General features: G+C 34.3%; 15 protein-coding genes. 2 read left to right on the top strand and 13 right to left on the bottom strand.

Features of this window, described 5'->3' with window-relative positions; genetic code table 11:
• Positions 1–29 precede the first annotated feature (29 nt).
• On the top strand, positions 30–368 hold the full coding sequence (locus ACSVH6_RS04700) for a hypothetical protein (RefSeq protein ID WP_438076071.1): 339 nt from the start codon (positions 30–32) through the stop codon (positions 366–368).
• A gap of 143 nt (positions 369–511) precedes the next feature.
• A complete protein-coding gene (locus tag ACSVH6_RS04695) occupies positions 512–1,174 on the top strand; it encodes a hypothetical protein (protein WP_438076069.1) in 663 nt (220 codons plus the stop codon).
• A gap of 76 nt (positions 1,175–1,250) precedes the next feature.
• On the opposite strand, the gene ACSVH6_RS04690 is transcribed toward ACSVH6_RS04695, so the two are convergent.
• From ACSVH6_RS04690 to ACSVH6_RS04630, 13 genes are all read right to left on the bottom strand, one after another.
• Positions 1,251–1,463: a hypothetical protein gene (locus tag ACSVH6_RS04690; RefSeq protein WP_438076067.1), complete on the bottom strand. Its 213-nt coding sequence runs from the start codon at positions 1,461–1,463 to the stop codon at positions 1,251–1,253.
• A gap of 35 nt (positions 1,464–1,498) precedes the next feature.
• Positions 1,499–1,909, bottom strand: a complete 411-nt coding sequence (locus tag ACSVH6_RS04685; RefSeq protein WP_438076066.1) for a hypothetical protein — start codon at positions 1,907–1,909, stop codon at positions 1,499–1,501.
• A 13-nt stretch (positions 1,910–1,922) separates the two neighbouring features.
• Positions 1,923–2,726, bottom strand: coding sequence for an endonuclease/exonuclease/phosphatase family protein (locus ACSVH6_RS04680; protein WP_438076064.1), 804 nt, complete (start codon positions 2,724–2,726; stop codon positions 1,923–1,925).
• A 32-nt stretch (positions 2,727–2,758) separates the two neighbouring features.
• Positions 2,759–3,721, bottom strand: a complete 963-nt coding sequence (locus ACSVH6_RS04675; protein WP_438076063.1) for a hypothetical protein — start codon at positions 3,719–3,721, stop codon at positions 2,759–2,761.
• An 18-nt stretch (positions 3,722–3,739) separates the two neighbouring features.
• On the bottom strand, positions 3,740–4,186 hold the full coding sequence (locus ACSVH6_RS04670; protein ID WP_438076061.1) for a hypothetical protein: 447 nt from the start codon (positions 4,184–4,186) through the stop codon (positions 3,740–3,742).
• A 64-nt stretch (positions 4,187–4,250) separates the two neighbouring features.
• Positions 4,251–5,984 (bottom strand): hypothetical protein, encoded by a 1,734-nt coding sequence (locus tag ACSVH6_RS04665; protein ID WP_438076060.1) that lies wholly within the window; start codon positions 5,982–5,984, stop codon positions 4,251–4,253.
• Entirely contained in the window at positions 5,985–7,535 is a 1,551-nt protein-coding gene (locus ACSVH6_RS04660) for a DUF4407 domain-containing protein (protein ID WP_438076058.1), read from the bottom strand.
• The gene (locus ACSVH6_RS04655; RefSeq protein WP_438076056.1) at positions 7,528–8,790 is read right to left on the bottom strand and encodes a DUF4407 domain-containing protein; all 1,263 of its coding nucleotides are present in this window, start codon (positions 8,788–8,790) and stop codon (positions 7,528–7,530) included. Before ACSVH6_RS04655 ends, ACSVH6_RS04660 begins: the two co-directional genes overlap by 8 nt.
• A 523-nt stretch (positions 8,791–9,313) precedes the next feature.
• On the bottom strand, positions 9,314–9,598 hold the full coding sequence (locus ACSVH6_RS04650) for a DUF6804 family protein (protein ID WP_438076054.1): 285 nt from the start codon (positions 9,596–9,598) through the stop codon (positions 9,314–9,316).
• A 68-nt stretch (positions 9,599–9,666) separates the two neighbouring features.
• Positions 9,667–9,903, bottom strand: a complete 237-nt coding sequence (locus ACSVH6_RS04645; RefSeq protein ID WP_438076052.1) for a hypothetical protein — start codon at positions 9,901–9,903, stop codon at positions 9,667–9,669.
• A gap of 4 nt (positions 9,904–9,907) precedes the next feature.
• Complete coding sequence (locus ACSVH6_RS04640) at positions 9,908–10,150, bottom strand: DUF4236 domain-containing protein (RefSeq protein WP_438076050.1); 243 nt, start codon at positions 10,148–10,150, stop codon at positions 9,908–9,910.
• A 139-nt stretch (positions 10,151–10,289) separates the two neighbouring features.
• Complete coding sequence (locus tag ACSVH6_RS04635; RefSeq protein ID WP_438076048.1) at positions 10,290–10,910, bottom strand: hypothetical protein; 621 nt, start codon at positions 10,908–10,910, stop codon at positions 10,290–10,292.
• 14 nt (positions 10,911–10,924) lie between these two features.
• A complete protein-coding gene (locus tag ACSVH6_RS04630; RefSeq protein ID WP_438076047.1) occupies positions 10,925–11,980 on the bottom strand; it encodes a type I restriction endonuclease in 1,056 nt (351 codons plus the stop codon).
• Positions 11,981–12,038: the final 58 nt, after the last annotated feature.

The raw sequence follows: 12,038 nt of genomic DNA, 5'->3' as shown, positions 1-12,038 counted from the left end.
AAATTAAAATTTAAAAAAGGAGAACAAGTATGAAAAAAATAATACTATTAATAATTTGTTTAATTGCGATAATAGGGTGTACTCCTGGCAAAAGTGAGTTATTTAAGGAAACGGATTCATTCGTAGAATCACTGCAAACTACTTATGACAGCTATGGACTTCTTGGTGGTTCAGAATTTGCCAAAACAACCACTGACAGCTTATATGCAATTACCCCTATAGGGAGATTAATTAATGTCAAGATCTTAAAGGTCGTTGGAAATGAGGAATATGAAGAACTAAGACAAGTTTTAGAGAACCATTATGATGGCGACACCAGGGTAAACAAGGTTTACATTTGTGAGGCCGGAACAATTATGATTGATTGATTGCAGAAATTAAACAATCTGAAAACAGCCGGTTTTTACTTTTTTAAAACAGCTGTTTTTTTAGATACTTACACTAGATTTTTATTAATTTAAGTTCAACTCCTTAGCAATAAGGATATAAATAATTCAAACACAAAATAAATATGAAAAACTTACCTCTGCTCCTTCTCGTACTAATTTCATTAATTTCATGTGGTGAAAACTCAAAAATTGGAAAATATACTAAAGAGCCATTGCCGGATGGATTTACATACAATATCATAAACGATGAGAGTAACGCTGATCTTGAAAAAAATCAGTTGGAAGTTGAAATAAACAAAAAACTGACAGAAGGACAAATCGCAACGCTGGCGGAGGAATTATACAACTCAAAAGACAAACAAAGAAGATTTTATATTAATTATAAACTTAAAGAATTAGAAAACAGTCCATTTGCATGGGCTACAAGCAATTTCGATCCTGAATTGGAAATAAACATTATAGGCTCTACTTCTCAAGAAGATTTAAACAAAGACAAACTCTCCGAAAAAATTGACGGAGATGGAATCGGGAGATGGAATGAAAATAAGTATACATTTTCAAATCTCATTATCTACAAAAAAGATAACAAAATAATCCTCAAAACAGTTTTTAAAAATGGTCAGACAAGTGAGGAAGAGCTAAAAGAAACTAAGACTGATAAAGGAACCAGATATGATTATAAAGAAGGTGGATACAATGGAGAATATTTTATTCTCAATAATAAGAACGAACTGGAACTATACAATAATGAAAATAAAAACTTCACGACTGCTTTGCCAAAATAAAAATGGAATAAATATTTCCATCTGTTATACTCAATTAATCACCAAACATATTGTTTTCTTAAATGACTATAATAAATTAATCCTCAAACCCACACAGAGTAAAACCTCTTTTCTTTGCTTTTTCAACAGTTAATTTGACAATCTCATGTTTACAGGCATTCAAACCACGACAGGTATCACTATAATGATATTTGGTAGCATATTTGCTGTCACAAATATAAACATCGTCAGCAACTGTTTTAAAGGAAGTAATGACAAAAAACAACAATAACACCAATACTTTTTTCATAATATATGTAGTTTATTAAGTTAAAGATACAATATTTAATCAACTTCTAAATCATAGCTGTTACCTTCTGCATCCGTTCCGGTTAAGATGCCTTTACCGGTCCACTCCACCTCTACATCAATCTCATCGCCCCCCATAGTGGTAATAGTTCCTGTTCCGGTCTTTCCATCCATGGTAACAGTACCATGCACCGAATCGCCATTGCTGTCTGTCCCACTGATATCATAAGTGTAGTGATAATCACCACTGGTACCGGTTCGGTATTCATATTGGTAACTGCTGTCTTGGTGAAAGGTTTGCTGCTCTTCTTCGCTCAAACTGTCAGGAACTGCAGTATCCCGCAATGATACTGGTGCAGCTGTTTCTGTCTTTCGGCAAGAAAGTAAAGATAGAAGTAACACCACTGGAACAGCGACTTTTAAACAACGGAGAGTGAGGTTTTTCATGAGAGTAGAAATTTTAATGTAATTGCAACTCGGCTGTAATAGGGATATGATCCGAAATAACCCGGGCACTTTTCAAGTCGCTGAAAAAAGTATAAAAAGGAAGTACCATACTCTTGACGATGGTGACTTTCATACGGTGATACCAAAGATTATCAAACTCAGAGGCCAAACATTGCTCCTGCTTACATTCTCTTTTTAAAGATGTTTTCTGCTTCTTAAATACCGATTGGTAACCCATATTGCGTAAAGGACCAAATACACTGTGGGATTGAGGGCAATTAAAATCACCCAAAAAAACCAAATTCAAATTAGGGTATTCCACAGGCAAATAACGGAAGTATTTAATCTCGGTCTCAGGCTGTTTGCTTTTGGTAATCGCATGAAAGTTTACCAAAGTGAGTTGCTTTCCTTCATAAACAAACGTAGCCAAATAAGGTTCCCTGTCAATTTCAGTACTGTATTTTTTTTCAAGCCACGCCTTCCCTACTTTAGTCACTCTGGCCGTTTGCCACAAATACGCATAACGTTCGCTTTTATTGGCACTGCCACTGGTAGGATCGCTGATGGTATAATCCCACTTAGCCCCTTTACGGTTTAATTCATCAGCCAATCGCGCCACGGCTTGGGCGCCTCCTCTGCCCGCTACCACCTCCTGCAATGCCACAATATCGTAGTCTTTAACAGTAGTAGCGATAAAAGCTATGGTAGCATCCGACTTTGACTTTCCGAAATTCTCCAGATTCCAGGAAAGGGTTTTGATTTGGGCGTTGAGGCTCAGGGAGAGTATACCAATTAATAATAACAGTTTTGTTTTCATATTATAGCCAAAATGTAGCATGGAATTTAACATTACCAAATTATACAAAATAAGATGGTGAAATAGGATAAAAATATAGTGATGAAAGCTACCCTGTCTAATCGTCGAGACATTTCTTTTCTCGATTTGGTATTCTTTTCAAAAATGTGTAACGACACTACGGATAAAATAGTAATTATTAGTATGTAAACAAAGGTGAGATTATGAATGTTATCTAAAAGTGTAATTTGATTTGTTGCCGGTACTTTACTTTCAATGATGTATTTATTACCTATAGCGGCGAATAAACCTCCCACACTCAATCCAAATCGAGGATCTGTATTGGTAGGCTTGATAAAAAAAACACAACAACTGATTATAAATGCTACCAATAATCCGGTAATAAGCTTAAAAAGGACTAGATAAGGATCTTTTCTGGCTAAATAGACCTCGAAATTAAAAGAAGGGTAACTACTTTTTGTTTTTAAATCTGGGTCACCAAAAGTAGTATTATAATGAGACTCATCAATGTAAAATTTTGATTGTATTACATTCCACTCATTAATATTGTCTTTAATGTCCTGATTCAATTTTGAATTCTTATAGTCACATTTGAATACGATTTTATCACTACTATATTCCCCCGATTCAATTGAAATTTTCAGCTTTTGTTTGTCAAACGGGAATGAAGTAACATCCCAGTTCTTTTGAAATTCAGCTATGTACTTTGCACCAAACCAATTTACTTTACCTCTGGAATTAGTACTGGCGGCTTCAATCTGAGGAGCAGATTTTGCATTAATAAACTCTATTTGATTTGGTAAACTGTCTAATTCTGCATTCTTATCATACTTCATCCATAACCAAAATTCGGTTTTATAGGAGTTATCAGTCAGATTAAAATCATATAAAGAATTTATATATGCCCCTATACTGATAGTGTCTTTTTGGGACCATGATTTATTCGGAATAAAAATCATAGTACAAAACAATAGCAAAATAATATTCTTTCTCATTAGTCAGGGATAAATGTGTTAATGATAAAATGGGGTGTCAACTGCAGGAGCAAACCATTTCAGAAAATGCTCAAAAATAGTAAGCAATGAAAATACCAAAAAAATGGTAGTTAACCCTTTGATTAAAAAATAGGATTTGTTATTTCTTTCAATTTCAATACTGTCAGTCCGATTTCCGAAGAGTAATTTCAGAACATTGTGAACGATGTAATAGGACAAAAAAGTAAACAGAAAGGAAAAACCGGTATAAATTACAATCCTTTGCATAACCTGCATAAAAGTATCATTTATAGTTTTTGAATAAATGATAATTTCAATGGTGTTTTCGGTTTGTTCCAACGCTGTTTTCAAAAACAAAAAGAATGAACCTAACAATGTAGAAACCCATATGGCATAAGACGAAATGATGGTACCATCTTTCTCAGTACTGATTTTAAACCTCTTGGTGATAAATTGTATAATCATTAGCATAAGGGCAACAGCTATGACCGCTACTAAACATGTAAAAAATAGACTCTGCTTGTTCATGTTATTTTGATTTTAAGGATATTCTCCAGTTATTTAAGTTCGATATTTCATTTGATATTCGGCCGGGCATGGCATTAGGGCTTGTAGTTTCCCAAAGAACATAACTTTGGCCATTGTAAATATAGGCAGTTCCTTCAATAGGAAGATTGATTCCTAAAAGAGAATGTCCGTAGAATTCACTGCTCATCAACGCCACATCATAATCATAGTGAGAAAATAGGGTATATAACAGCAAGGTTCTCGTGTCACAATCACCCTTTAAATTGGCTAAAAACTCAACCGGTGTATTAATACCAAAGCGTTCATAAGGGTCGCAATCTCCTTTACCTTGTAAAAGAAAGTTTCGGGTAAAACTGTCGTTGTATAAATTAGGATCGCAAGTTTCTTCTAATACAATGGCATAAGGGATATCCTGAACAAAGGATACTATCATTTTAGCAAATCTTATCCTGTCTAATTTATTTGTCTTATTGATACTGTCAAATAAAGTATAGACATGAGATAGCTCATTTTTGTCGTTCTCTTTTAAATTAAAAACAATTTCGTCATACGAGTTAATGTTGTTCTGTGTTAGCCCTAAACTGTTTTTAAAGGCATGTGCTCGGTCAACACTGCTTTGTTTTATCTTATAATAGCCCTCATATATCACGCCTTCATAATCCTGCCATTTTCTGTAATGCTTAATCCATCTGTCTGCAGTAGGATGGTTATCTGTATTGTTGACTGTTGGCTCAACGACAGGAGTGTTTTCTCTGGAATCCGTAACCACCGGAGCTGGATGGTAGACCCTTGAAGAGCTGCTACTACATGTTTTCACCAAAGCACCAAAAAAGGCAAGCAGTAAGAGTAGCCCCAATATCCTGAAAATCCATTTCAAGTAAGGTGATAAAAGCCCAATTAATAAAATAATAATATAGAAACCTAAAAAATAAGGCACTACAGGTAAAACGGCTATAAGAAATCCAACAAAAAGAACCAACCCGATAACAGTAATAATGTCACCAAAACAACCACTACCTCCGCCTCCTCTTCCGGGTGGAGTATCTATTATTGGGCCATTTTTAATCCATGGCCCCCAAACAGTATCGGGATGATGTTGACAAAAATACTCGTATCTGATGTAGCCCTTCTTTTTTTCAAACTCTCCGGTCTTGATACCATTAGACTCACATTTATGGGGTTCTGGTGGAGGCGGTGGAGGTTCAACAATTGGTCCGAGAATTTCCTCTTCCTCTTCCCTTTCATAATCAAAAACGTAACCGGTTAAAAAGGCGGTGAATGTTCCAAAAACATCATCTCCTTCAGTCTGATGATATTTTCGGTTAATTTCAAATTCAAAAAGTTGTGGTTCTAACACATTAATTCCGAATGTTTTATTATTGGCTGATATAATAACCGGCAACGTTTTAGGGAGTTTCTCCTTAGGGAATATAGTACCTTTTATTTTATTGCAATTCGTAATGTTTTTGAAATCTTGAGGGAAAATAAAAGGCCTGTTTTTACTGAAATCATCAATAGAGTTGCAACTGACTTCAGCTTCATAAATAGTAAAATCAAATAAATCGTATTTATCTGAATCATCAGGGATTTTATTCCCGGAATACTTTCCTTTGATGATTCCTTTCAGGTAAGTCTTTCTTGGAGTTAAAATTTCTTTAGTAACTCTGATATAGGACAAACCATCCTCTCCGGTAAAAGGTTCTTCTTTGATGATATTTGTTATTTTCTCTGTCATTTAGATTTCATCAGGAGATTCACCCTCATCTGTACGGTTATACACAAAATCAAGAAGTCCCACTTCTGTATTGGAAATACTAACTGTATGTACTCGTTTGGTGCGAAATGGCATATCAAGCCAATATTCATACTTTATAATTATTTCTTCTTTGTAATCTTCGAGTATTTGTCGGTGGTATTCTTGATATCGCTTAGGATTTATGGTTTGAAGCTTATCCAAAAGTGGTTGCAATCGCAGGAATGAATTTTGGTTATAGCGTTTAATATTGGCAGTTAATATTTTAGAAAATTGCTTTTTCGCTTTGGCATACTCCTCCAAAATGATTTTGTGCTCTATGAGCATTCGCTGGAAATAATAATCAGAGGTTCTGATTTCTTGAATAGTAGTGGCTTTAATCTTTTTTTCCAGCCATTTGAAATCTGTAGTGTTAATTAATTCAGATCGTAAGCGCTTAATTTCAATATCATAATCTTTTTCAGCAAAAAGTTTGGCTGACAAATCTCGAACCTTATACTTAAAAATAATGGGCAACAAAAAAACCAGGCAAACACCAAATGTTAAAAACCAGGAAACAGGATTTTCTGCTAACAATAATTGAATCGTCTTGACATAAAAGTTACTTCTGTTGAGTAAATCATTAAGTGCATTGTAGTTATTTATTTTTTCATTTACAAGGTACAATAACTTATTTTTAAACACATCTCCATCATTTTTCAATACTCCGACAAATGAGATGGAACTGAGTGATGTTGTAAAATTAATATCTGAGGTCAACACATTATTCAGTAAACCATCAAGTGATTGAATTAATTTTTCTCTCTGTTGATTTTGTCGTGCTGTGATGGAAGAACAGTGTTCTATTTTGTTCAGCTCATTTAATTTAATTTGAGCCTCTTTTGCAAATTGCTTATCATCATTAATTTTAGAATTAATAAGGGTCAAATGTCTTGATATTTGTATGTCATTTTGAGCACCGGAAAAATAGTTGAGCCTTTGATTAAAATCTTGCTGATTCAAAAGCTCCTCGTCAATGAGACTGGCATTATTAGCCATATAAAGCTTAACCCGTTCAGTAACTTTGTGCTTTTCAATACTGGTTGAAACGGATGATTTAAGCGCTAAAACGTTTAGGGGTTGAGCAATGATAATGGCCAACATCATCATAAATCCAATTCTTAAAAACATAGAGAGTGATAGGAATGTACTTTTGCTTTCAGTTTCCTCTATTTCGGTAGTAACTCCTCTTTTCTTTTTGGCCAACAGCGGGATAATAGCCGGTGAAATGGTATGCAACAGTAAAAGATAAATATTCACGACTATAGCTCCCCAAATAATTCCCAAGGGGAAACTAATCCAGGAGGCTCCGTTAAATAGTGAATCTACAAAACAATAAGCACTAAGAAAACAACCCACGAATATACACACCACAAAAAAACCAATCAACGCAAACCTGAGTTGCATGGAGTTGTTGCATCTTTTAAGAATGTAATTATCTTCCCCGGAACAGGTGAACAGAAAAAGCCGTATGTCACTAACTACTTTATTCATCTTGGTCGATAGATTTGATGTAACCACCTAAATCATCATCTATCTTTTTCATTTCCCTTTCCTTATACTTAGTCACAGCATATTTAGTTAGTTCTTTTTGAATATTAGTCACCATTCTTTTTTCAAAAATAATGCGCTCGGCTTCATGGTTTATAGTGAGGTGTCTTTCAATACCATCTTTATCTTTGTAATAATCATATTTGACTTCAATGCCATAATCTGCTTTCAATAACTCATCCCGGTTTTCAGCCAAATAATCATAAGTGGTTTTGGTAAGCATCAACTTGAAGAAAATTGGGGTCAACTCTATCGCCATAAAAAGTAATGTTATAAAAAGAGAAATCCAGAACCCGGAAACTTCATGGGCAATTTTTATTCGCTCAAGTAATCCATCTAGTCCGTTAGCAATTTTCTCATTATTTCCTCTTTCATTTTCTTTAGCTACCCTAAGCGCATCCTTTCTTTTATTCAATTCTATTAAATCTTTTCCATTTTGTCTGTCAAAATCTTCTAATTGCTTTTCCAAATTATCTAATTGTGATTTCAATGCCTTTGATAGTGGTCCATTACCAGCACCTATCCCATTAGCCTTTCCCATGAGGTTATCGGTATATGCCTGTTCTGCTACTTTAATTCGTTCTATTAATTTTGTTCTGTCATTGGCTATGGAACCAAATTCATTTTCTAATAATTTTTCACGATCAGAATATGTCTTATCAACTTTTGCTTGATATTGTGCTTGCTGTTCAAGTTGTTTTTCACGCAGTTTAATGTCAATTTCAGTTTTAAACATCCTAATCTCAACAGGTTTAGAAATGGTCATCGCAATGATAATGCCCATCAAAATACGTGGTAAAGCACTTTTTAACTCGCCAACTGTTATGGCTTCTGTTCCATCACCCTTCCCTGTACTGGTGACTATAAATCGATCAATATTATAAATCATTAATCCCCAAATTATTCCAAAAATTAATGCTAAAAACACGGTTGGATAATGTATCGGATTTTCTATAGCCGAACCATGTGGTTCAAAAATGGTATAAAATGCATAGCCTCCTGCGAGTCCTGCCATGGCACCGGTGGCAAATACAATACCACCAAGACACATATACTTAATTTGATCTGAATAGGTGGCTCGCTCTAATAAATAGCGATCACCACCGGCACATTTCCAGAGGAAACGCATTACACTTCCGGATTGAGGCAGTTTGTAGTATTCTCGTTCTTGGGACGGTGAATAGGATTCATTTTTCATATAAAATCGGTTGGGTTAAACGTTGGTCTATTTATTGTAAGGGTTTTGTGTTTTAGTCTGGGTTTTGGAGTTAAAACAATCGGTTTTTTAATAGTACAGTAAATTGCTATGGGCAATAGTTTTGGAATTTTTGTGTTCTGTAACTGTACTGTCAGATTGGAAAACTTGGTTTTAAAACTAGATGCTTCAAGGGTAAGTTGGGGTACAAATTTGAGGTGATAGGTTTTACTTTGAAAGAAACCGTAGACCTTCAAATCAAACTCCTGTTCAAAATTTTGGAGATCAAATATTTTGATTTGTTTTTCAAGCGTGAGGTGTTTGCCAAATCGATAACATATGGCATTTCTAAAACGATAATTGATTACAATATAACTTTTGTCAAAGAGGTGTTTTTTATCGTAGTTCAAATAAATAATCCGAACTCCTTTTCGCCATCGGAAAAGTATCCTGATAAATCTGATAATTACAATAAATACAAATTGCAATTTCTTAAGTAATGACCTTATAACTTCTGAAAACAAGTTTATTGTTTTTTAAATGAATAACTGAAGAATAGTATTGCTGCCACTATATCTATAGGCATCCATAGCGTTTTTTGGTAAAGGTAGATGGGGATGATGGGGTTAAAAAGTACAGCAGTAATGATAAAAAGGATAAGCCAAAGGGATATTCCTTTCTTAAATTCTCTTACTAGTATAAAAATAGCAGTAACCGTAACAGCTAACCGGAGGAAAGTGTAATACCCGATTGGTAAAGGTGCTAAAGCTAATAATAGAGCTATGCCAACTAATAAGACTATTCCTTTCATAAATAATAAACTAATTTCTAGTTAATTATAAAAATAAGAGTTTTATTTTAACAAATAAAAAAGCACACTTATTTTCTTTTCTTTTTTACCGATTTGGCTTTTGAAGTTTTTTTAGAAGGAGAACAAACGCCGCAAGTTCCTCCTTCCTTGGCACAATGTTTACAACCGCTGCAGTTTTTACAGGAAGCACAATATTCTGAACCGGTACAGCCACGAGAACAATTATTAGCGATGAGTTTTTTATCCTGTGCAGAGGATATTGTAACAAATAATAAAAAAATAAGTAACCCAAATGTTGATTTCATATTGCTATAATTTTAAAAGAGTATGAAGTGAAAAACCCAATGTGATGTAAAGGAGTACTAAAATAAGGCATCCTTTAGAATTGCTGCTTTTTCGATAACTCACACCCGGCAATCCGGTTTTTAAAGAAAAACCTTTAGCGCTAAAACTGCCTAACTTGGTACGAAAACTTGGGGAAACACCCGACTTACTGAGGTTTAATCCAATTCCCTTCCCCAGATTAATTCTTTTTTGAAAACGAAATCCCATATTTATAATTTATAAATCAAGTTTATAATTTTAGTCTGCAACTGGAATGCAGTGTTGAAAATTTAAATTGCTGCCTAAAATGTTTACAACCGGAACAGCTATATGGAAAACTATCCCGGAGTAAACACTACCACAATTATTAATTAATTCCTTTCCAAATTATTTCAAAACTTCTCGCCTCTCCTTCTAAGAGAGGTAAATAGGAAACATCTTTATTGGCATTTTCAAATAGCTTTCCAGTTTTAACATCAAGAATACCAAATACTACTTCTTCATCTACTTCACTCCTCAGTTCACTTTCCATCAATGAAAGTATTTGCATTACTTTATCTTTTGTTATTTTATCCGCAGACAAATAAAGCTTTATTACGACTGCCTTTGTACCAAAGCGCAATCCCAACTCTGGATTTATCTTAACATCCAAGTCCCCAATAAGCCAATGCTTTGAAGGTGGTTCAAACCAAATTATCTTTTTTCTACCAATAAATTTCTTGTAACCTTCAATAACAACTGGATAATTATTTCTTTTCTTAATATCAGTTAAGCGATCTAATAAATGTTCTAAGAATTTTACTTGATTTCCTTTTTGATGTAATTCAACTATCTCCTCACGAAGTAATTTGTAAAAATCTTTAGATGGATGATACATATCTCTACTTTTAAGTTGCTTTACTTTTGTCATTTTTGACCCACCAGACTTATTCACGAATCCGATAAAATCTGTGATTGATATTACTATTCCCTTTGTATTTTTTTTCATATCTCATTTAAATTTTAGTCAACTTCATAAAATTTAACCGTCTCTAACAACTCTGTTTCAAATCGATAAATATCATCAACCGTTTCAATAGCTTGGCGCTTTTCAGTTTTATTATCGTTAAATAAGCCCAGGTATTTTTTACCTCCATTAAAATGCAAGCGACATAATGGTTTGCGGTTATTATCATCCAACAGAATTCCAAAATAAGATTGGGTATCGCGATAAACAATACGGCTAACCTGTAGTTTGCGTCTTAGTATAGCTACTACCACACGATAACCTTCCATCTCTTCCTCTGTGGTAAGTACTTTTGTCCCTTCTTCTATTGGATCTATTTGGTCAGCTTGTTGCTTTTGAGTCTCTTTAGTCAGAGCTGATTTGAGTCGATCATTGATTTTTTCATTGATAAATTGGTTAAAACCCTTACTCACCAACTCTCTGAATTCTTCCATTACTTTTTCTGTCAATCGCCCGGCATATACCTTATTGGCAAAAAACTTGATGAATTCAACAGATGGAGTATCCAATTCATTTTCGATTTGCTTTCTAATCTCCTGAATATACTTGAGTGAACTGGCGTTAGTAACTATATTGTTCACGTCAAAGTTGGACTTGTGAAATTTGGCAATTTCATTTATGCTGTTATCTTTTAAATTAGTGATGTCAAATTCCAAAAAGGGCTTTTGATCCATTTTGTTTTTTTCATCCAAATCCGTAAAAAATTGGTAAACAATACCGTTGGTCAATAAGGCAAATCGGGTTTTTGAAACATGGAAATAACGAAACAACTGAGAGCCATGCACCGATAGATTCTCTTTCCAGTTTTTACATTCGATAATCAAGATAGGCTCCCCATTTTCAACTATAGCATAATCGACCTTCTCCCCTTTCTTCAACCCTAAATCGGCTGTATATTCCGGAACTACTTCGGTAGGATTGAATGTATCATAACCTAACAAATTAATAAAGGGAAGCACAAAGGCATGCTTAGTGGATTCTTCGGTTTCTATCTTATCTTTTAACTGATTAATCTTATCTGCCAGGGCTTTGAGTTGTAGTTGTAGTTCCATGATGTATTCGAGTTAGATTTTATCCAAACTTACTCTCAATCCAAACGCAATCCTTACG

This window comes from Flavobacterium sp. XGLA_31, assembly GCF_051547105.1.
Lineage (GTDB): Bacteria > Bacteroidota > Bacteroidia > Flavobacteriales > Flavobacteriaceae > Flavobacterium.
Note: the sequence above shows the minus strand (reverse complement) of the source record. Positions and strands in the feature narration are given on the sequence as shown.

What these genes read in the sequence shown, in the direction of transcription:
- ACSVH6_RS04635 (WP_438076048.1), bottom strand. Translation starts at nt 10,910, where the DNA reads ATGAAAAAAAATACAAAGGGAATAGTAATATCAATCACAGATTTTATC.
- ACSVH6_RS04645 (WP_438076052.1), bottom strand. Translation starts at nt 9,903, where the DNA reads ATGAAATCAACATTTGGGTTACTTATTTTTTTATTATTTGTTACAATA.
- ACSVH6_RS04685 (WP_438076066.1), bottom strand. Translation starts at nt 1,909, where the DNA reads ATGAAAAACCTCACTCTCCGTTGTTTAAAAGTCGCTGTTCCAGTGGTG.
- ACSVH6_RS04650 (WP_438076054.1), bottom strand. Translation starts at nt 9,598, where the DNA reads ATGAAAGGAATAGTCTTATTAGTTGGCATAGCTCTATTATTAGCTTTA.
- ACSVH6_RS04675 (WP_438076063.1), bottom strand. Translation starts at nt 3,721, where the DNA reads ATGAGAAAGAATATTATTTTGCTATTGTTTTGTACTATGATTTTTATT.
- ACSVH6_RS04655 (WP_438076056.1), bottom strand. Translation starts at nt 8,790, where the DNA reads ATGAAAAATGAATCCTATTCACCGTCCCAAGAACGAGAATACTACAAA.
- ACSVH6_RS04660 (WP_438076058.1), bottom strand. Translation starts at nt 7,535, where the DNA reads ATGAATAAAGTAGTTAGTGACATACGGCTTTTTCTGTTCACCTGTTCC.
- ACSVH6_RS04680 (WP_438076064.1), bottom strand. Translation starts at nt 2,726, where the DNA reads ATGAAAACAAAACTGTTATTATTAATTGGTATACTCTCCCTGAGCCTC.
- ACSVH6_RS04690 (WP_438076067.1), bottom strand. Translation starts at nt 1,463, where the DNA reads ATGAAAAAAGTATTGGTGTTATTGTTGTTTTTTGTCATTACTTCCTTT.
- ACSVH6_RS04630 (WP_438076047.1), bottom strand. Translation starts at nt 11,980, where the DNA reads ATGGAACTACAACTACAACTCAAAGCCCTGGCAGATAAGATTAATCAG.
- ACSVH6_RS04665 (WP_438076060.1), bottom strand. Translation starts at nt 5,984, where the DNA reads ATGACAGAGAAAATAACAAATATCATCAAAGAAGAACCTTTTACCGGA.
- ACSVH6_RS04640 (WP_438076050.1), bottom strand. Translation starts at nt 10,150, where the DNA reads ATGGGATTTCGTTTTCAAAAAAGAATTAATCTGGGGAAGGGAATTGGA.
- ACSVH6_RS04700 (WP_438076071.1), top strand. Translation starts at nt 30, where the DNA reads ATGAAAAAAATAATACTATTAATAATTTGTTTAATTGCGATAATAGGG.
- ACSVH6_RS04695 (WP_438076069.1), top strand. Translation starts at nt 512, where the DNA reads ATGAAAAACTTACCTCTGCTCCTTCTCGTACTAATTTCATTAATTTCA.
- ACSVH6_RS04670 (WP_438076061.1), bottom strand. Translation starts at nt 4,186, where the DNA reads ATGATTATACAATTTATCACCAAGAGGTTTAAAATCAGTACTGAGAAA.